The following is a 20,382-nucleotide window of genomic DNA, read 5'->3' on the forward strand; positions in this document are numbered from 1 at the left end:
CATCAGGTCCGCTCGACTTGCATGTATTAGGCACGCCGCCAGCGTTCGTCCTGAGCCAGGATCAAACTCTCCATAAAAGAAGTTCGTTTGACTTGCTCATTACTTTAGCTAGCAAGAACTTGCTAGATTTGACGTAATCCATTTGTTCAGTTTTCAAGGAACTTACCGTCACGTTCTCGCCGTGACAAGTATTCATATTATCAGGTCGTCCTCATCATGTCAAGCGTTATTTCAACTTAATTGTTAAGTTCAGTTCCGCTCAACACTCTGTCTCAGAAGCGACAAGAAATAATGTACCACATGCAATATCAATTTACAACTTGTATTATTTGGAATCTAACAATCCCCTGCTCCTTATGATAAGGACAGGGGTCTGTTAGCCTTGCCATTCTCCTACTCCACAACGTTTCTCTCACTTTTCCAGATAAGCAAGCGATCAATCGGATAGGCGGACGAGATTACGATTGTCTGAGTAGCAGACTCTGCATGAATGTAAAGCATTCCTTCCACATTCACAATTTTCTCGGACATCGGAGAAATAATTTGCTGCTTTAGTTGCGTTTGCATTCCACTATCATTCTCCAATGGAGGAAACATTTTTTTAGCTATAGTTCCGGCAAGCATTCGCTCAAGTTTGTTTTAATGGCAGATGAACGGCGCGTTCACGACCTTTACCGCTTCGGAACACTTCCAATGAGCACGCATCAGAGTCGTGATTCAATCCTTGTCTTCGCAATTGTTGGAGAACGAGAAAATAAGTCTCGTCCATCTCGGCCCGACCAACTTCACCGGCATGATTGTACACTGCGTATTCGCGCGGGGGCAAAGCAATTTCCACCATGCCATGAGGAATCCTCCTGGGACGACTGGTCACTTCCACTCCGGCCACATAGCGGTAAATGCTGCTTCTGCCGAACGTAACGCCAATCCTATTTGTTCTATTTGCAACGTTCGCGATCTCGTCTATTCGGTCGTTGAATGTCTTTCATATACCTCGAATATGGACCTGAGCCATATAGAGCGCAGTGAACGGCGCTTTGAATTCCATCCCAACGACATATGTAGTAGGCTTAATCACTTTTGTCACTTGCTTCGCAGCGATCTTCGTTAGTAAATTATATCCGCCTCGCTTGCCCGTCTCCGAGTACAGAGGCACTCCCATACCGCTCAATTCCTGCAAGTAGCGAAGCATCGTGCGATAGGATACTTGAAATTCTTCGGCCAGCTCAGCTACTGTGAAGTTCTTTTTTCATATACACGCTGCATGACTTCATGCATACGGGATGTTTTAGTCAACTTTTTTCACCTGCCGCCGATTATTCTGACAGTAACTGTCACATTATCATTGTAAAATAAAAGGAGCATGTATACAAAAACCATCTGTCGGGAGGAAATGAACTGATGCAAAAAAATGAAGCTATGCTTGTCACGAAACAAGGTTTTCAGGCTGTCGGGCTAGTATGGTCGGGAACCTTAGCCGATGCTGAAGCAGGAGGGATACGGGCGGTCATTGCCACCATGCAGGAGCGATTACCGGAAATTGAGCATGTCTTGCACCCGGATAAGCTGCTCGGACTGTCTTATATGAACGTCGAGGGCGGGTTTACCCACTATGCCGTCGTCGAAGTCGAGCAAGTAGAGCGTATTCCCGCCGGAATGAGGATCGTCACGCTGCCGACCTTAACTTATGCCAAGTGCGAGCATAAGAAGGGACAACACATTGATACTTCTTACAGCAATATATTTGCCTGGATTGAAGAGCAGGGCTACAAGCTGCATAAAGGCGACGTCGACCATTTCGAGCAATATCCGATGCAGCAGGACCCTTACGATGCTGATCCTGAGTTTTTGATAATGATTCCTGTAGAGACACCGCCGGACGTATAGCGGCTTGCTACGGCTGTCCTGAAACTCAAAGAACAAAGGACTATTTACAATTTATTGGTCGAATGCAGGCACCAGACTCATGGTATGATAAAAAGAGAAGCATCCCCTATTCAGGAGATACTTCTCTTCTTTGCGCATTAAGTTATTCATTCACTGATTTTGCCGTCTATTCTACTCTATTCGCCCAACAGCTTCAACAGCTCCGCTTCGTCCTCGATGATGGTTATGCCGAGAGACTGGGCCTTAGTCAGCTTGCTGCCGGCCTTCTCGCCCGCAATGACGAAGTCGGTCTTCTTCGATACGCTTCCCGTAATTTTCGCACCGCATGCTTCCAGTCTTCGTGCCGCTTCATCTCGGGTTAGTGTCGGCAACGTCCCCGTCAATACAACGGTCTTGCCCGTGAACACGCTGTCCCGCTTCACTTCCGGCTGCTGCTCCGTCTCCGCCTTCACACCAGCCGCTCTCATTCGAGCGATGCTGTCTGCGATAACAGGATCCGCGAAGAAGCCCGCGATGCTCTCGGCCACAATGCCGCCGATATCCGGCAGCTCGATTAGCTCTTCCGGCGAAGCATTCATTACCGCATCCAGATCGCGGTAATGATCCGCCAGCATTCGCGTCGTCGCTTTGCCCGTATTGGGAATACCAAGCGCGAATAAGAATGCCCCCAACTCGCGATGCTTCGATTGCTCAATCGCATCCAGCAGCTTCTGCGCTTTCTTCTCGCCGAAGCGCTCCAGCACGATCAGGTTGTCGAACGTCAGCGCGTACAGATCCGCCGGATCTCTCACTTCGCAGTCTTCATATAATTGTTCCGCCGTCATGACACTGAACGATTCAATATCCATCGCGTCTCTGGAGGCGAAGTGCGTAATGCGTCCGATCATTTGCGGCCGGCAGCCAAGCTTATTGTTGCAGAACAGATGGGCTCCGCGCTGCTCTAGCTCCATGCCGCATGAAGGACACACCGCTGGAAATATAATTTCACGACCCGGCGTGTCTTCCGCTTTGCCCAGAATTTCCGGTATGACGTCATTGGAACGCCGTATGAATACAGTCGTGCCGAGTGCATGCTTCAAGTTTTTTCGCTCGATATCACCAATATTATTCAAAGTACAGTTCTGTACCGTCACGCCGGCAAGCTCGACGGCCTCCACTCGAGCGACCGGCGTAATCTTGCCTGTGCGGCCTACTTCCCATGAGACTGACTCCAGCACTGTCGTCGCTTCCTCCGCCTCGAACTTAAAGGCCACTGCCCAGCGCGGGAACTTGTCTGTATAGCCAAGCGCTTCCCGAGTCCGCATATCCGTCAGCTTCACAACCGCACCGTCAATCAGGAAGTCGAACGTAGCCCGCTTAGCCGCTACGTCCGCCAGCTCACGCTGCACTTCTTCGATCGTATTCACATATCTCACATACGGATTTACTTTGAACTTATTGTCTCGCAGAAACTGCTGCATCTCGCGGTGATCATCGAATATCACGCCATCAGCGAAGCCCACATTGTAGAAGAAGGCATCCAGCTTGCGTTCCGCCGTCGTCTTCGGATTCAGATTTCGGAGCGCCCCTGCTGCAGCATTTCGCGCATTTTTGAGCGGCTCGGCAGCCGTCTCGTTGTACTTCGCAAGCACGGACAAGCCCATAATACCCTCGCCTTGCACCTCGATGATACCATTCTTGAACGGGATCGACAGCGGTACGGAACGAATCGTCCGCACCTGCGGCAATATGCCCTCGCCGACCGTGCCGTTGCCCCGTGTTGCCGCCTGAACAAGCTTCCCGTTCTCGTAAGTCAGATTCAACGTTAAGCCGTCGAACTTAAGCTCAATAACATAGCTCGGCTCCGGCAGGGGCTCTTCATCGGGATGCTTGGCATTATAATCTGCAATTACCCTCTGAACGCGGGCGTGCCAAGCAAGCAAATCTTCGTTGTCCTGCGCTTTGTCGAGACTCCACAACCGGGCTCGATGGCGATGCTGCTCGAAGCCCATGAGCAGCTCGCCGCCGACCCGAAGCGTTGGCGAATCCGGCTGGATCACACCGGTCGACGCTTCCAGCGTTATCAGCTCACCGTACAGCTTGTCGTAATCGGCATCGCTGATGCGGGGCTGGTCCAGCGTGTAATAATAATAATTGTGCTCGTTAATGAGCGTAATTAACTCCTTCATCCGGTCCAACTGATTGTCCACGTGCAGAGCCTCCCTTATCTATCCTCAATACCGCTCCCAAGCGCCTATAGCTTGGTGATCGGCGCAAAGCCTGCAAGCAGCCGCTTGATGCCCGTCGGCGCAGGGAACGCGATCTGTAGCTCTGTGTCGTTACCTATTCCCTTCACGGCGACGACGACGCCCTCACCCCACTTCGCGTGCGACACACGGTCACCGGAAGCGAAGCTTCCGGGCGCAGCGGACGACGACGCTCCCGCGCCTGCCGCCCGGGCGGCATCCATCGGCGTGCTGACACGCACGCCGCTTCCGCCGCCGCTCCCCGCAGGGCCAGGGGAGCGGAAGCTCTGTCGCGGCGCCGGAGCGCTGCCGGCGCCGCGCCCTGTTGCCCGCGGCACCCCGCCGCCGGGCGACACTGCGCTCTTCACGCTCTCTGGAATCTCCTCCAGGAAGCGTGAAGGCATGTTCATCCCGGTGCGGCCGAACAGCGTCCGCATCCGGGCGCAGGTCAAGTACAGCCGCTTCTCCGCACGGGTGATGCCGACATAAGCGAGACGGCGCTCCTCTTCCAGCTCCTCGTTGTCATTCATGGCACGCATATGCGGGAATACCGTCTCCTCCATGCCAATAATGAACACGAGAGGGAACTCAAGCCCCTTCGCGCTGTGCATCGTCATCAGCACGACAGCATCGTCCGATGCCGACGTATCCTCTTCATCCTTGTCCATGGAGTCGATATCGGCGATTAACGCCAGATCCGTCAGGAACGAGACAAGCGAGCGATCCTCGTTGCGCGCCTCGAAGTCCATCGTCACGGACAGGAACTCGTCGATATTCTCGATGCGGGCCTTGGACTCCAGCGTATTCTCCCGCTGCAGCTCCATCCGATACTCCGACATCTCAAGCACCTTCTCCGTCAATTCCGTCACGGTCAGATAATCCACCATGGCGGCCAGCGTCGCAATCATCGTATGGAATTGCTTCAGCTGTCCCCGAGCACGGCTGCTCACATCTACCATGTCCAGATCGCTCAGCACACGATAGATGGAGATGCCGCGACGAGCCGCCTCTTCAGCCAACTTGCCGACGGTCGTATCCCCAATCCCACGCTTCGGCACATTAATAATGCGCGTCAGGCTAATATCGTCGTCGGGGTTAGAGATAAGTCGCAGATACGCCAGCACATCCTTGATCTCCTTGCGATCGTAGAACTTAATTCCGCCTACAATCTGGTACGGAATATCCGACTTGATCAGTATTTCCTCGATGACTCGAGACTGTGCATTCGTCCGGTACAGAATAGCATGATCAGAGTAACGTCGCCCGGTCTGCACATTCTTGCGAATCTCACCTGTCACATAGTAACCTTCATCATGCTCGGAATCTGCGTAGTAGAGGGAGATAGGGTCCCCCGCTCCCTGCTCCGTCCATAGCTTCTTTGGCTTACGCCCCGTATTCAGATCGATAACCGCGTTCGCAGCGTTGAGAATATTAGCCGTCGAACGGTAATTCTGCTCCAGCATAATCGTGCGCGCCTCGGGGTAATCCTTCTCAAAGTTCAAGATATTCGTAATGTCCGCCCCGCGCCAACGGTATATGGACTGGTCGCTGTCCCCAACGACACACAGGTTGTGATGCTTGTCCGCCAGCATGCGAGTCAGCATGTACTGCGCCCGGTTCGTATCCTGATATTCGTCGACATGAATGAAGCGGAACTTGTTCTGATAGAATTCCAGCACCTCCGGCACATCCTTGAACAGCTTAATCGTCTGCATGATCAGATCATCGAAGTCGAGGGAGTTGTTGCTCTTCAGCCGCTTCTGGTACATGGTATACACTTTTGCCACAATCCCCTCGAAATAATCGCCAGCCTTCTCTTCATAGTGCTGTGGGGAGACAAGCTCATTCTTTGCTCCGCTTATCGCGGCTTGCACAGCCTTCGGCTCCACCTTCTTCGTGTCGATGTTCAGTTCCTTCATACAGTTCCGGATGACAGACAATGTATCCGAAGAGTCCAAGATCGAGAAGTTAGACGAATAGCCGATCCGGTCGATATCCTTGCGCAGAATACGTACGCACATGGAATGGAAGGTAGATACCCAGATATCTCTGCCCGAAGGACCTACTAGCGCGCCGACTCTCTCCTGCATTTCTCTAGCCGCTTTATTGGTAAAGGTAATCGCCAGGATGCTCCATGGCGCAACCCGTTTCTTCTCAATTAAATATGCGATGCGGTGCGTCAGCACGCGTGTCTTGCCGCTGCCTGCGCCCGCCATGATGAGCAGCGGTCCGTCGGTCGCCATAACCGCTTCCCGCTGCGGCGGATTCAGCCTTTGCACCGCCTCATCTATATTGATCTGATTAAACATGCTCAAGCTCCTTTGTTCGCCATTTGTTCGCCTATTCCCAGTTTAGACAACGGCATGCCTGCATGTCAATTGAAAACGGCGGAGCATGGCTGCATCGCCGATGCTTAACGCACAAATTGCGCTAACCCGATCGTTTGTCCCTTTCCTCCTCTCCTTATTTTACATTAACTAACATTAGAAAAGGAGGTGAAAGGAAATGGCCAATTTAATCTTGCCCCGTTCCTTATCCGTCGCGGTTGACTATCAGATTTACAACTATTTCATGACCGCTCCACTGCTTGGCATCGTTCTTCCTGCCGCTACCGCTACTGATATCGGTCCCACACAGGAAACGTGGGAAGACGATACCGGAACAACGATTACCGAGTTCGCCGTAGACATCAGCAATCCGCCTGCCGGCACCACCTACGCTTATCAGCTCATCATCGAAGGACAAGTGCAGCAGGAAGGATTGATTACGGATGCAACCAACACCGTGCTGGAGCTAACTTCTGCTTCGGCAGGCACCATTCCGGGATTGGCGCGTGTCGTATTCTCCATCTATCAAGTAGATACCACAACCAGCTACTCTTAACTCCTCTTAGACGAGACAACACCCTCGCAGTCTCTGCAGGGTGTTGTCTCATCCATATATCGCTATAAACTGCGCAATTATTCGTGCGCCGTCAGGAGGGGATTCTTCCGAGATGAATGACAGCTTTCCAGGCTTCAGGACATAGGTGTTCGGTGCTTGCAGCAAACCATCAACGAATACACTGGCAAGCGACAACCTGCTCGGGTCGGGGAGCCTGCTGTTGTAGCCCGGTATGGCGTCACTCATTGCAAACTGCTTTTTGCAGCCGTCGCCAAGTGCATAGTAGTAATACACTTTCGTACGCACCAGCCTTCTGCATCGCTTGCTGCTATACTGTCGCCGTTTCCTTCCCTTGCCTGTTTTCCCTCGTTTGCCCCTCCTGCATGCTGTAATTCCCGCTTCCATCCACTCACTCCCGCTCATGAATGCCTTTTACTCTACTATAATCATGAGGTTGCCGGATGGCGCCGGTCATATATCCCTAACTTTTCGCTACAGCTAGCTGCTATCTACCGTGCCTTTACCGCTCGAACGGTCGATAACGCCGCGTTCAGATCCGTATAGATGACATTTCCCACCACAATAACATGGGCAAACTCGGCGGCTTGAGCGGCTTTCTCCGCACTGTCTATTCCCCCGCCATAGAATAACTGAGCGTCTCGCACATGGCGGGACGCCGCCCGCAGCATATCCATATTGCCGAACGTTCCGCTATATTCGATGTAGACAGCAGGAAGACGCAGCAAGCGGTCAGCCAACTGGATGTGAGCCACAAGCTCGGACTCCGTCAGATCCGCATTGGCTCCGGTCAGCTTGGCAGCCGTCGCATCGCCGTTCAATATGATATACCCTTGCGCAGCCGTCTCCTCCCAGGGGACGAATGTGCCGTATTCCATCAGCCCTTGCAACTGCCTGCCCACAATCCATTCCGAACGCTCCGTATTCAGTACGAGAGGCACAAAGTAGCCGTCGAAGCCCGGCACTGCCCCTTCTAGTGTGGATACCTCGAGCGCACAGTCCACTTCATACCGCCGTATCCGCGCCATTAAGTCGATCGTATTCTCGTAAGTGACGCCGCTGGATCCCCCTACGATTATGCCGTCAGTACCGGACATACAGATCGCTTCGAGCGCTTCGTCGCCAATCGATTTGTCCGGGTCCAGCTTGAATGCGTGTCGCCAATGCGAATGCCAAGTCCCGTTCATGTAATGCTCCTCGCTTCTTCTAATAAAGATTTGCTTTCTCTATGCTAAGCCAGGGCAGGAGGGCTGTCAATTGGCCGGCTGGAAGTGACGTCGCGTTAACGCACTCCAGCTTTCCTCCCCTGCTTTTCCCACTCTGCCTCCTGCATCCACGCTTGCAGCTCAGCAAGAATAGCTGCATTGTACACCTCCTGCCCTCCCTCTAGTTGAAGATGAGCGTCATCATAACTCCACTTCGCCGAAGACACACTGACTTCGAGCCGCGAGCCTGGCAGAGGCACTTCTTCCGTAAATACAAGTCGTGTTGGAAGGAATCGGTACCAGACCGCAGGATGCGGCGGCCGTGGACGCCCGTTCCACTGTTCAATGACCAGTTCGTCCGCAGCTGCTTCGGGACGGTAAGCCAGTCCGTAGCCACCCTCTATTCGGCAGCCCCGACCGTAACGTTCCTCACCGTCTACCTTCACCGACCAGTTCCGCATCTGATAGCCGATCGTTTCTTGAATATCTCTGCCGTTCTCGCCAAGCAGACAGTAGACGACTTCACCGGCAGCACTCCATCCACTGTCAGGACATACCTGTACAGGAAGGTCGCATGGCCTGCTGTACTGCCAGCGCATCAACTCCTCATAGACAGGCACATGGCGCAGACCCTCCTGCTTCGCTAATCGCCCGATCGCATCCGGATAGCCGGTAAGCAGCCGCGTATGGAAGTTGCTAAGGCCTGTCTCCGTCAAGGCAATTACGACACCGGGCAGCTCGCTCCGAATCGTATTGATCATCTTGCCCAATTGACTCAGGAAGCCGTCCATTCTCTTCACCCTGATTGCCTGCCCGGCAAATGCGGAAATATCAGTCGTTATCGGCGTGGCCGCTAGCGGCTTGTCGAACCAGGCAGTACGCGAAGCAGAATCCCAGCGCTCGACACACCGGAACAGCACGTTGCGATTGTCGCCGTAGTAATCGCCTATCACAAGCGTATCTCCAGCCCGAACGTCGGCGAGGTCAGCATCCTTCCCATCGATAGTCACACTTCGATCCGTTACTTGCTCTATGAGAAGATCAGCCGTCTCCAGCAGGTAGCTCCCGTCCGATTGCCGCCTGCAGCTTCTCATCAGCAGCGTCGGCATGTCACGCACCTGCGCCTCCGATAAGCCGATCAACGCTCTCGAGGCCGTGAAGCCGTTGCCCTCTCCCCAATCGTCATTCGTCCCCAAGCCGATAAATACGATGTCCGGATGCCATTCCGTTACCCGCTTCACATGACGCAAGCCTCGGTCCTCATTGAACAGCTTGGCCGTCCATCCCCCGATTCCAGCATTCATGATGTGATGGGCGCTGTCTGACACGGCATTCACGAATAAGCCAGGCTCTCCCTGCATGCCTCCGCGAGAATCAAAGCCCTTGATACGAAACGTAATCTCACGAATGCCTTCTCCGGGTATCATCCATTCCAGCATCGCCCGTTCATCCGACTGGCGGAAATCCAGCCCGCTGCTGATCGGTGCAGGATGAGCGGGATCATGCGCGACGTCCCCTTCGCCGAAGCTGCTCTCCAGCGCGCTGTTCAGTTCTCCGGTCAGCTCGCCGATCGTCGTGCGGGCATACATTATGCTCTCCCCGTGCCGGAAGCTGGCCTCCAGCCTCAATCCCGCCGCCGGCATATCCCGGAACCAGACGAAGTGGCGCACCTCCCACTTCCCGCTGTCCGCATCCCTAACCGACTTGCGCACGATTTTATAATCATGCCCTTCCGGCATGGCCCCCGCATAACCCGCCAGATTAAGCTCTCCCTTCAGAGGCACGCCATCCAGCAGCACTTGATGGTCATAAGTGAACGCGCAGCCAAGATCATACTTGTCCTGCTGCCCGTCGGTTGTATGCACAACCTGCCCGCTTCCGCCAGCAGACTCGTTCCATGTGGAGAACGTATCAAGCCGCTCTCCGTCCACATACAATTCGACCATGGCAGCCCTGTCATTATGGCGCTCCTTCGCAAGGATGAGCACCAGACGGTTGTGCGGCCACTTGAAGGAAACCTCCGCGCCAGCCCCGGACAGCAGACGGCATTGCTCACGGTAACATTTCCGATTGCTAATGACGCGCGTGTCGCCCTGATAGGCCAGCTCATCATGAAATAAAGTGTGTGCCGCGTGTTCCCGCACATATCGATCAGCTGCACCCACAAAGCCATCCGCCAGAAAGCCGTCTCCCCATGTTATGCTGTCCCCTGCAAAGGCGATTCGCAACGGCGGCTTTATCGCCTCTTGATACAATGACGTCACTTCTTCCACCTGCCTATATATAGTAGTCGCGAGAAATCATTTTCACTATTAATAGTTCGGCCCGTGAAAGATCAAACCCTTCTATTCCTTCAGCTTCTGATGCAACTCATCCATCCAGAGCGCGATCTCTTCGCTCGGATTGGCGATCCGTCTCAAATAATAAAGCGCCAGCTGCGAATCTTCACGTTCTCCTCCCCATTCTTGCGGATTGCTATCCTCTACAGCGCCTCTGAACGTTCCCTGCCGGATAAAGCCTTCCTCCGCCATTGTAGCAAGCGCCCTCAGCGCGTAGAAGCTATCGCCTTCCTCATGGTAAGCTTTTATCGCTTCTTCGTAATTGCCCTCCAGCACATACGCATCCCCTCTTAGCATGCCATCCTCGGAGATTCGAAACATTGGAATTGCGGGAGCAGGGTCCAGCATGTAGCCCTCTGAGCTGGATAGGAGCAGCCCATTCCTGTCATATGCCTGAACGGACCAGAGGAATTCGCCGCCGGGATATACGACGCCTAGCAAGCCGGTTGCACCAATGACAACTTCAGCTTTCTCCTGCCCGTAAGACATCCACCTTCCGCCCAATCGGTCTCTTAGCTCACCAATGGAGAATACCGCCTCCGTGTCCCGATGCTGCAGCTTCAGCTCCCTGCTTAGCGGATAAGTCGAAGACGACTTCCCGGTACCAGATCGCGTTAGCGATTCTGTCGTAATCGATAGTTCATAATAATCAGCGTCATCATATGGCTCCCAGCGGAATGACAACTCATCGCCTGTGATGATCTGTCCGTCGATAGGAGTCGTCGCTTTCACTCGGGGAACGAATTGGTAGCTTAGCTCCGCCGACTCGTTTTGCCCCTCCGCAATACGTACCGTCTTCCATTCATTTTCCTTCATATAGTAACCGGATAGTTGATGCGGACGCGCGCCGACGCCCACTTCATATTCGTCAGAAGCGATGTCGTAGAACCGATACTCACCGTTGTGATCAGTGATGGCGATCGGATATCGCCCGAACGGCGGGGAGTGCCACCCCATTGTCTGATCTGCCCGCTGCAGCACGACGAATGCGTCTGCAAGCGGCTCCTCGCCAAGCATGATGCGGCCCGTCAAGACTGGCAGCTCACCGTCCCTCTTATGAAGACTGTCGAGCATAGCCAAGTAATCGCTCACTTCGGCTTCATGCAGAAATGCCCCTTCCGTGTGCCGCTTTATATCTTGAAGCAGCTTCTCTGCCTGTTCCCATTCCCCATCCCAAAAGTAATACTTGGCAAGGTGGAGCTGAACACTGCTCTTATCCACCTCGCTGTCCTCGTAGGTCGCCAGGAGCTCCTCCAGCTTTGCGCGCGCCTTCGCTCGCTGCTCCGGCGTTCCGCCGCTGCCGCTGATACTGTTGCCGGACGGCCGGATAAAAACATACTCCCCCCGTCCGTCTCCACCCACCATGTCGTAAGCTTCCGAAGCATACGCATAGAGGGCCATCCCTGCCTGGCTATGCTGCGGGAACCGCTTGATCAGCATGTCATAATCCCCCTGATTGTACAGGTACCATGGCAAGTGACGATAGCCTGCCCAGCCCGCGATGAATAGCAGTACGGCAAGCGTTGAGAGTACAAGCGTCTTGACCGATACGCGAATCATGACACACTCCCCTTCCTCTTGGTAAGCTCGCTTTCATAGAACGTGTAGCCGCCGATAGTCACAAGCTTATTCCGCTCATTCCCTATTGCATTCTCATCGCGCTTCGATATGCCACCCGTATCGTTCTTATGGATATGCTCCAGCGTCTGGTAAGTGCTGCTCTGCCAATAGACGCCCCACAGTACGGCTCCCGCCAAAACGCCGATAACCAGCAGTGCTGCCGGAACGGGAATGACAATCTGCTTGTTCCAGAAGCTGTTCTTCCTGGTGGCTTTCTTCAAGACCGCGCTCCTCATATTCTGATCAAACGAAAGCCCGCTCTGCTCCAACTCTTCCTCAAGCCTCCTCCGCACTTCCTGCCGTTCTTCCCGTTCCATACTCATCACTCCAGCCTCCTTCTTCCAGCTGCACCTTCAGCGCTTGGCGCGCCCGGTGCAGCCTACTCTTCACATTCGGTTCCGACAGCTGCAGCACGTCCGCAATCTCCTTCACCGACAATTCATCGTAATAATAAAGCACGACAACCTCCCGGTAAGCAAGCTCCAGCTTCCCGATCTCTTGGCGTAGCGACAATTCTCTGATCTGCCGCGGTGATCCCGGCTCCAGTGCGGCTTGACTGTCCGATAAGCCGTTCCCGCTCTCCACTGCTTCATCCGGCTTGCGTTCATCCGTGAAGCTGCGGAACAGCAGACGCTTCCAGGAAGCGCGGCGCATGCGGCCTCGGCATTGGTTGACGGTAATTTGCAACAGCCAGGCACGCAGGGAGCCTTCTCCACGGTATTGGCCAATCCGTTCATACGCCTTGAGGAATACTTCCTGGCTGACATCCTGCGCAAGGTGGCCATCCTTCAACAATAGCGCCGCTGTACGCATCACGGCGTTTCCGTACTGCTTCATCAGCGCTTGCAGGGCGGATTCGCTTCCCTTTTTCAATTCATCCACCATGTGACGTTCCCCATCCACTACGTATCACCTTCTTCTGCTCCCATACCGCCTTATAAGCGCCTCTACTTATATGGATGCCTTCAGCCTCGCAATTGGTTTCACAATCTAGAATATATCTCTTGCCTGCATAACAAAAACCGCCATCCCATACTCTGGAGCCACGTCCATTCATGAGATAGCGGTTCATTGCTACATCTTCGCTTCTTACCTATTCACTCCATTACTTCACTAACTGGCCGCGCGTAACACCCAGCTGATTCGTCGCTTTCAGACTGCGCCATACTTGCGTGCCGCTAATGCGCCCGTCCAGCGCATCCCGGTACAGAGACAGCACTTCTTGCACCTGATCTCCCGACTCTTCCAGAAATTCCACACGGTAATGCGACACGCCCAGCTCGATAAAGTTGCGGATATATTCTGCTCCGGACTGTTCAATCGCATTGTATACCGTGTTGCGGCAGCCCTCGTCCACGCGCACGGGATGCGACATGCCAATCCGATCGCCCAGCGAAGCGCGGTGCTCCTCGCAAGGACGGCCGCAATTCGTATAATCGGTGCCCTCACTCATGAAAGTGCAGTACACGCAATGCTCCGTATGGAACATCGGAAGATGCTGATGAATGACCACTTCCAACTTCGATGTGTCGCTCTTCTCCAGCATATCCACCATCTGCTGAATGTTCAGATCGTACGATGGCGTAATCAGCTCCAGATCCATCTCGGCGAATAGTTTAACAGCTTTATGATTCGCCACGTTAAGGGAAAAATCTCCGATCAGCTTCGGGAAAGGCCGATCCGGATTTTCCGTGCGCGCTCTCAAGTAATAATAGAGCGCGCCTGTATTGCGCACGAGCACCGCATCCGGCTGAAGCTTCAGGATGTTGGCGTGATAGCCGTTCTCCCGCGGCATATGAATACGCGGCGTTGCCAGCGCGATCGGCTTGCCGGCACGACGCGCAGCCTCCACGGCGGCGGGAAACTGCTTGATGAACTCAAAGTCCGCGTATATATAGGACGCATCCGTCGCCAGCGCAGCCTCCACCTGCTCCAGACTGCGGCACAGCGCGGCCAGCTTGGCATCCTTGCCGCTGCTCAGCGGCCTGCGGTTGCCGGCGTTGTCGAACGCATCATCGAACGCGCTGATCTGATGCTTGATATATATCGGAGGCTTCGGCCTCTCGCCTGCCAGCCGCTCCACCGCTTCGCGCCGCATTCGATTCAATTCGCGAATCGGCACGATCAGATCGCCGTCCAGCTCCGCCTCCAGCTGCTCCAGCTGGTAGACCGTTCCGCCCAGCCGCCCCAGCTGCTCCTCCAGTAAAGCCTGATCCATCGGACGCTTCTGAGCCGCCTCCAGCTCCAGTTCGGAGCTTACCTCTACTGTCGTCCCCTTGTCCACATCGGTCCAGAGGGACCGAAGCGGCTCGCCAAGCTTGCCCGTCACCCGCACATGCAGCGGGAATACCCGATACGGCTTCTCCGTCTCGAAGGTGGCGCGAAGGCGCTTGTCCAGCGCAGGATCGTTCGTCTTCCATACCCGATCGCCAATGTGAACCTTGCGCAGATCCACATCATTGCGTCCCGGCACCAGCTCGATCATGATGCCTTCCGGCGCTTCGCCCTCCAGCTTGACGCCTTGGCGGCGAATATCGTACACTCTGCCGCCTTCTTCCTTCTGTGTAGGGTCTCCCGCATCGAATACGATGCCGTCGCCTCGCTTCAGCGGCGCTTCCAGTCTGACCGTCACCGCATCGCGCATGATCCGCTCTACCTTGCCCAGATAGACACCGCGACTCTTCGGGAACGTCCCTTCCACCAGCTGCTTGTTGTTCGTGCCCTGCAAGAAGCCGTGCGTGAAGCCGCGAGAGAAGCTCTGCTGCAGCTCTCGCACTTCTACCTTGGAAGGCCCCGAGGAGTCGCCGTCGAAGTAGCGGTCGATAGCGGCTCTGTACTTGCTTACGACATTAGCGACATACTCCGGCGTCTTCAGCCTTCCTTCTATTTTGAAGGAGGTGACGCCCGCCTCGATCAGCTCCGGCACCAACTCAATCGCCGCCAGATCCTTCGGCGACAGCAGATATGCGACATCGCCCATCGGCTTCGTCTCGCCGTCTACGATCAGGTCGTAAGGCAGACGGCAAGCCTGCGCGCATTCGCCGCGATTAGCGGAACGCCCGCCCCACATCTCCGATGTGAGACATTGTCCGGAATAAGACACGCACAGCGCGCCATGTACGAACACTTCCATCGGCAGCTTCGCTTGTTCTCCGATTGTTTGAATCTGCTTCAGGTTGTTCTCTCTGCCTAATACGACGCGCTCCATATGGAACGGCTTCGTGAATTCTACCGCTTCGGGAGATGTAATCGTCATCTGCGTCGAGCCGTGAATCGGGAAGTCGGGAGATATTTCCCGGATCAGCTTCACAAGCCCCAGATCCTGTACGATGACCGCGTCTACCCCGGCATCTATGCACATTTCAATTAACGTCTGCGCGTCGCGCAGCTCGTCTTCGAATACGAGAATGTTGAAGGTCAGGAACCCCTTCACTCCGTACGTATGGAGGAATGCCATAATTTCCGGTAATTCCTCGCTGCGGAAGTTGTTCGCCCGAGCCCGAGCATTGAATTTCTCTACGCCAAAAAATATCGCATCGGCGCCGTTCGCCACAGCTGCCCGCATACAATCCCAGTCGCCGGCCGGCGCCAGCAATTCTATATCCGATCGTGTGATTTCTGTCTTTTGCATCATTCGCAATTCCTCTCGTTCCCGGCGCCAGCCTCACCTGTACGCGCCTTTTGCTCTACCTAGTTTATCAAAGAGGCGACTGCGATTCCAGCATACATTGCTGCCAACGAGCCGGGTACTCATTCTTTTTGCTCAATACTTATGCAATTTTGTGATCTTGCGATTCCGCCATCTCTTCTTCGGCAGCAATAGTGATATAATAAGCTCGTCTGCATTATCGTTACATCTCAACTATAATTGGGAGGTTTTTTGATTATGAAATTAGGCGTATTCAGTGTTTTGTTCGCACAGAAGTCATTGGAAGAAACGCTCGACTACATTGCGGAGAAGGGACTTCAGGCCATTGAGATCGGAACGGGCGGCTATCCCGGCAACGCTCATTGCGATCCAGATACATTGCTCGCCGACAGCGGCAAGCTGAAAGCGTTCAAGGATGCGGTTGAATCACGCGGCCTGATCATCAGTGCACTAAGCTGCCACGGCAATCCGCTGCATCCGCAGAAGGCGATCTCCGCCGACCACGATGCCGTATTGCGCAAGACGATCGAGCTGGCCAACCGCTTGGAGGTTGGTGTCGTCAACACCTTCTCCGGCTGCCCAGGCGACCATGAGGATGCGAAATATCCCAACTGGCCGGTAGCTCCGTGGCCGAACGACTATCAAGAGATTTTGACTTGGCAATGGGAGCAAAAGGTCATTCCTTATTGGAGCGAGATCGCCAAGCTGTCCACGGACGCCGGCGTGAAGATCGGCCTCGAGCTGCACGGCGGCTTCTCCGTTCATAGCCCGGCCACCATGCTTCGGCTGCGCGAGGCGGCAGGCGATGCCATCGGCGCCAATCTGGACCCGAGCCATATGTGGTGGCAAGGCATCGATCCTGTTCAAGCGGTTCATATTCTCGGTCGCGCCGGCGCTATCCATCACTTCCACGCGAAGGATACGACGGTCGATCCCGTTAACGTGAACCGCCACGGCGTGACGGATATGCAATCCTACGCCTTGATGCTTGATCGCGCGTGGCAGTTCCGCACCGTAGGCTTCGGACATGACATGAAGGTATGGGCGGACATCATTAGCGCGCTTCGTCTCGTCGGCTACGACTACGTCGTCAGCATCGAGCATGAAGACGGCTTGATGTCGGTGGATGAAGGCTTCACCAAAGCAGTGCAGAATCTGCAGCAAGTGCTGATCCGCGAGCCGCTCGGCGAAATGTGGTGGGTGTAAAAATACAAAAAAGCTCCGGCGAATGAAAATCGCCGGAGCTTTTTTTTGCTGATGCGGTTCGCGTTACCAAAACTTCGTGATCATAACGAAGTCGATAAACAGGAACAAAGCGAGCGCTACTGCCGCAAAGCCGATCGCGAAGTAATTTTTCCTCGGACGCGCCGTAATCAGACGAACAAATCCGATTAAAATAATGACGGTAAACGCAAGCATGAACCAGTCGAACGGATCAATTCCGCCAGCTTTGGCTGCTTCTTCAGCTAAAAACATGAAGGGACCTCCTCTTAATCACACGTAGCCTATTATTCATCTATGGTAGCTTGATTACGCATTCAATGCAAGACAGAAGTGGCTATCGTAACAACTTTGTCACCGGTTGTTCACATTTTCATGCTATTACTTTGTCCAACTGTTCCCAATCTTATGAGCCCGATAAGCGGGAGCGAGCTACTAATGCTCCGTTCCGGCCGCAACGCTCTCCCTTCCGGCATACCGCTTCTCCGTCCGCTCGCGATCGCGCTCCAATATCGGCTTCAAATACCGGCCAGTGTAGGAACCTTCCACCTCTGCCACCTGCTCCGGCAATCCCGTCGCGACGATTGTGCCGCCGCCGCTGCCGCCTTCCGGTCCCAAGTCGATCAGATAATCAGCTGTCTTGATCACATCCAGATTATGCTCGATGACCAGTACAGACTCTCCGGAATCCACCAATCGATGCAGCACCGTCAGTAACCTGTCAATATCGTCGACATGCAAGCCTGTCGTAGGCTCATCCAATATATACAACGTCTTGCCAGTGCTGCGCCGATATAGCTCCGAAGCCAGCTTCACACGCTGCGCCTCGCCGCCCGACAGTGTCGTAGCGGATTGCCCCAGCCGCATATAGCCGAGACCGACATCCAGCAAAGTTTTAATTTTGCGGTGAATGCGGGGGATATTCTCGAAGAAGGAGCATCCGTCCTCAATCGTCATCTCCAACACTTCGGCAATATTTTTGCCCTTATACCTTACTTCCAGCGTCTCGCGATTGTAACGCTTGCCCTTGCATATCTCGCATGGCACATATACATCCGGCAGGAAGTGCATCTCGATCTTGATAATGCCGTCGCCGCGACAAGCTTCGCATCGGCCACCCTTCACATTGAAGCTGAATCTGCCCTTCTTGTAGCCTCTTACCTTCGCTTCGTTCGTACTGGCATACAGATCACGGATATCGTCGAAGACGCCGGTATAGGTAGCCGGATTGGAGCGCGGCGTGCGTCCGATCGGAGACTGGTCGATATCGACCACCTTCTCCAGATGCTCCAGCCCGCGCAGCTCGCGGTATTGTCCCGGGCGGGTCTTCGCCTTGTTCAAGTCGCGAGCCAGCGTCTTGTACAGAATCTCATTGACGAATGTAGACTTGCCGGAGCCCGATACGCCTGTTACCGCTGAGAAGACGCCCAGCGGAATCTTCACGTTAATGTTCCGCAGATTATTCTCCTTGGCGCCGCGCACCTCCAGCCATTTGTCGCCTGTCGCACGACGCTGCAACGGCACCTCGATGAACTTCCGTCCTGACAGATATTGCCCCGTTAAGGATGCTTCATCGTTCATCACTTGCTGAGGTGAGCCTTGCGCGATCACTTGACCGCCATGAATGCCTGCCCCAGGTCCTATATCAATAATGTAATCCGCTGCCAGCATCGTATCTTCGTCATGCTCCACGACGATCAGCGTATTGCCCAGATCGCGCATATGCTCCAACGTCTGGATCAGTCGGTCGTTGTCCCGCTGATGAAGGCCGATGCTGGGCTCATCCAGAATGTACAGCACGCCCATCAGACTGGAGCCGATCTGCGTCGCCAGTCGGATACGCTGCGCTTCCCCGCCTGACAAGGTGCCTGCAGCCCGGTTCAGCGTCAGATACTCCAAGCCGACATTGACAAGAAATCCGAGCCGGCTGTTAATCTCCTTCAAGATTAAGTGGGCAATCGTCTCTTCCTTCTTCGTCAGCTGCAAGCCGTCGAAGAAGCGGCTGGCATCTCCTATCGACAACGAAGTCACATAGGCGATATTGCTGGAGCCCACCATGACGGCAAGACTCTCCTTGCGGAGCCGATCTCCCTTGCAGGAAGCGCATGGCTTGGAGCTCATATAACCTTCAATATGCTCTCTCATCATCTCCGACGCCGTATCCCGGTATCGCCTCTCCAAGTTGTTGATGATGCCTTCGAACGGAACGTACGCCTCCTTACGGAGTCCGAAATCATTCTCATAGAGGAAGCGTACTCTCTCACCGCCGGTGCCCTGCAGCAGCTTCTTCATCTGCTCTGGCGACAATTCCGATACAGGAACGTCCTCCGATATGCCGTAATGCTTGCAGACCGCGCTAAGGAATTGCGGGTAGTAATTAGATGTGCTTCCGGCCCAGGCCAGGAACGCTCCTTCTTTAATCGACTTGCTCATATCTGGCACGAGCAAGTCTGGATCGACAATCATGCGCGCGCCAAGCCCGTCACAATCGGGACAGGCGCCATAAGGGCTGTTGAAAGAGAACATGCGGGGAGCCAGCTCTTCCATGCTGAAGCCGCATTCCGGACAAGCCAGATTGGAGCTGAATAGCAACTCCTCCTCCCCCATCACATCGACGAGCACACGACCGTCCGCGAGATTAAGCGCCGTCTCCAGCGAATCCGCGAGCCGCGCATGAATGTCCGGCTTGACGACGAGGCGGTCAACGACCACTTCAATACTGTGCTTCTTATTCTTCTCCAGCTCTATCTTCTCGCTGAGCTCCCGAAGCTCGCCGTTCACACGCACACGCACGAAGCCCTGCTTACCAATGTCCGTCAGCAGCTTCGTATGCTCCCCCTTGCGACCCGACACGACGGGAGCCATAATCTGCAGCTTCGTGCGCTCCGGATACTCCATAATGCGGTCCACCATCTGCTGCACCGTCTGCGACGAGATCTGAATGCCGTGCTGAGGGCAGTGAGGCCTTCCTACTCGGGCGAACAGCAGCCGCAAGTAATCGTATATTTCCGTTACCGTACCGACGGTAGAGCGGGGATTGCGGCTCGTCGTCTTCTGATCGATCGAGATCGCCGGGGACAAGCCGTCGATGGAATCCACATCCGGCTTCTCCATCTGCCCCAGGAACTGCCGCGCATATGCGCTGAGCGACTCAACGTACCTGCGCTGGCCTTCCGCATAGATGGTATCGAACGCCAGGGAAGACTTGCCCGACCCGCTTAGCCCCGTCAGCACGACGAACTTGTCGCGGGGAATAGTTACGTCAATATTTTTCAAATTGTGGGCTCTTGCACCCTTTACTACAATCTTGTCACTACCCAAAGCCTTCTCCTCCT

General features: G+C 54.4%; 17 protein-coding genes and 1 rRNA gene. 3 read left to right on the forward strand and 15 right to left on the reverse strand.

What is annotated here, in order from left to right:
• The 4 genes from ACFQ2I_RS21145 to ACFQ2I_RS21160 all read right to left on the reverse strand — a co-directional run.
• Positions 1 to 77 (reverse strand): 16S ribosomal RNA (locus ACFQ2I_RS21145); the annotation flags it as partial.
• A 316-nt stretch (positions 78 to 393) separates the two neighbouring features.
• On the reverse strand, positions 394 to 567 hold the full coding sequence (locus tag ACFQ2I_RS21150; RefSeq protein WP_377567816.1) for a hypothetical protein: 174 nt from the start codon (positions 565 to 567) through the stop codon (positions 394 to 396).
• A gap of 61 nt (positions 568 to 628) precedes the next feature.
• A complete protein-coding gene (locus tag ACFQ2I_RS21155; RefSeq protein WP_377567818.1) occupies positions 629 to 841 on the reverse strand; it encodes a hypothetical protein in 213 nt (70 codons plus the stop codon).
• A gap of 144 nt (positions 842 to 985) precedes the next feature.
• Complete coding sequence (locus ACFQ2I_RS21160) at positions 986 to 1,162, reverse strand: hypothetical protein (protein ID WP_377567915.1); 177 nt, start codon at positions 1,160 to 1,162, stop codon at positions 986 to 988.
• 239 nt (positions 1,163 to 1,401) lie between these two features.
• Here ACFQ2I_RS21160 and ACFQ2I_RS21165 point away from each other — a divergent pair, with 239 nt between their 5' ends.
• The gene (locus ACFQ2I_RS21165; protein WP_377567820.1) at positions 1,402 to 1,887 is read left to right on the forward strand and encodes a GyrI-like domain-containing protein; all 486 of its coding nucleotides are present in this window, start codon (positions 1,402 to 1,404) and stop codon (positions 1,885 to 1,887) included.
• A 176-nt stretch (positions 1,888 to 2,063) separates the two neighbouring features.
• On the opposite strand, the gene ligA is transcribed toward ACFQ2I_RS21165, so the two are convergent.
• The gene (gene ligA / locus ACFQ2I_RS21170; RefSeq protein WP_377567909.1) at positions 2,064 to 4,055 is read right to left on the reverse strand and encodes an NAD-dependent DNA ligase LigA; all 1,992 of its coding nucleotides are present in this window, start codon (positions 4,053 to 4,055) and stop codon (positions 2,064 to 2,066) included.
• A 65-nt stretch (positions 4,056 to 4,120) separates the two neighbouring features.
• Positions 4,121 to 6,421 (reverse strand): DNA helicase PcrA, encoded by a 2,301-nt coding sequence (pcrA, locus tag ACFQ2I_RS21175; protein WP_377567822.1) that lies wholly within the window; start codon positions 6,419 to 6,421, stop codon positions 4,121 to 4,123.
• Between the two features lie 196 nt (positions 6,422 to 6,617).
• On the opposite strand from pcrA, the gene ACFQ2I_RS21180 reads away from it, so the two are divergent.
• On the forward strand, positions 6,618 to 6,995 hold the full coding sequence (locus tag ACFQ2I_RS21180; RefSeq protein ID WP_377567824.1) for a hypothetical protein: 378 nt from the start codon (positions 6,618 to 6,620) through the stop codon (positions 6,993 to 6,995).
• Positions 6,996 to 7,043: 48 nt separating this feature from the next.
• On the opposite strand, the gene ACFQ2I_RS21185 is transcribed toward ACFQ2I_RS21180, so the two are convergent.
• The 7 genes from ACFQ2I_RS21185 to ACFQ2I_RS21215 all read right to left on the reverse strand — a co-directional run bounded on the left by ACFQ2I_RS21185 (position 7,044) and on the right by ACFQ2I_RS21215 (position 15,808).
• Positions 7,044 to 7,418: a DUF4183 domain-containing protein gene (locus ACFQ2I_RS21185; protein ID WP_377567826.1), complete on the reverse strand. Its 375-nt coding sequence runs from the start codon at positions 7,416 to 7,418 to the stop codon at positions 7,044 to 7,046.
• 86 nt (positions 7,419 to 7,504) lie between these two features.
• Positions 7,505 to 8,200, reverse strand: coding sequence for a heptaprenylglyceryl phosphate synthase (locus ACFQ2I_RS21190; RefSeq protein ID WP_377567828.1), 696 nt, complete (start codon positions 8,198 to 8,200; stop codon positions 7,505 to 7,507).
• A 95-nt stretch (positions 8,201 to 8,295) separates the two neighbouring features.
• Positions 8,296 to 10,482 (reverse strand): hypothetical protein, encoded by a 2,187-nt coding sequence (locus tag ACFQ2I_RS21195; RefSeq protein WP_377567830.1) that lies wholly within the window; start codon positions 10,480 to 10,482, stop codon positions 8,296 to 8,298.
• A gap of 81 nt (positions 10,483 to 10,563) precedes the next feature.
• Positions 10,564 to 12,117, reverse strand: coding sequence for a hypothetical protein (locus tag ACFQ2I_RS21200; protein WP_377567832.1), 1,554 nt, complete (start codon positions 12,115 to 12,117; stop codon positions 10,564 to 10,566).
• Positions 12,114 to 12,500, reverse strand: coding sequence for a hypothetical protein (locus ACFQ2I_RS21205; RefSeq protein ID WP_377567834.1), 387 nt, complete (start codon positions 12,498 to 12,500; stop codon positions 12,114 to 12,116). Before ACFQ2I_RS21205 ends, ACFQ2I_RS21200 begins: the two co-directional genes overlap by 4 nt.
• Complete coding sequence (locus ACFQ2I_RS21210) at positions 12,454 to 13,080, reverse strand: RNA polymerase sigma factor (RefSeq protein ID WP_377567836.1); 627 nt, start codon at positions 13,078 to 13,080, stop codon at positions 12,454 to 12,456. Before ACFQ2I_RS21210 ends, ACFQ2I_RS21205 begins: the two co-directional genes overlap by 47 nt.
• A gap of 202 nt (positions 13,081 to 13,282) precedes the next feature.
• The gene (locus ACFQ2I_RS21215) at positions 13,283 to 15,808 is read right to left on the reverse strand and encodes a DUF3656 domain-containing U32 family peptidase (RefSeq protein WP_377567911.1); all 2,526 of its coding nucleotides are present in this window, start codon (positions 15,806 to 15,808) and stop codon (positions 13,283 to 13,285) included.
• 255 nt (positions 15,809 to 16,063) lie between these two features.
• On the opposite strand from ACFQ2I_RS21215, the gene ACFQ2I_RS21220 reads away from it, so the two are divergent.
• A complete protein-coding gene (locus tag ACFQ2I_RS21220; protein WP_377567838.1) occupies positions 16,064 to 17,032 on the forward strand; it encodes a sugar phosphate isomerase/epimerase family protein in 969 nt (322 codons plus the stop codon).
• Between the two features lie 63 nt (positions 17,033 to 17,095).
• Here the strand turns inward: ACFQ2I_RS21220 and ACFQ2I_RS21225 are convergent, their stop codons facing one another.
• Positions 17,096 to 17,302: a hypothetical protein gene (locus ACFQ2I_RS21225; protein ID WP_377567840.1), complete on the reverse strand. Its 207-nt coding sequence runs from the start codon at positions 17,300 to 17,302 to the stop codon at positions 17,096 to 17,098.
• 180 nt (positions 17,303 to 17,482) lie between these two features.
• Positions 17,483 to 20,368 (reverse strand): excinuclease ABC subunit UvrA, encoded by a 2,886-nt coding sequence (uvrA, locus tag ACFQ2I_RS21230; protein WP_377567842.1) that lies wholly within the window; start codon positions 20,366 to 20,368, stop codon positions 17,483 to 17,485.
• Positions 20,369 to 20,382: the final 14 nt, after the last annotated feature.

It is taken from the genome of Paenibacillus chungangensis (genome assembly GCF_042675905.1).
Lineage (GTDB): Bacteria > Bacillota > Bacilli > Paenibacillales > Paenibacillaceae > Pristimantibacillus > Pristimantibacillus chungangensis.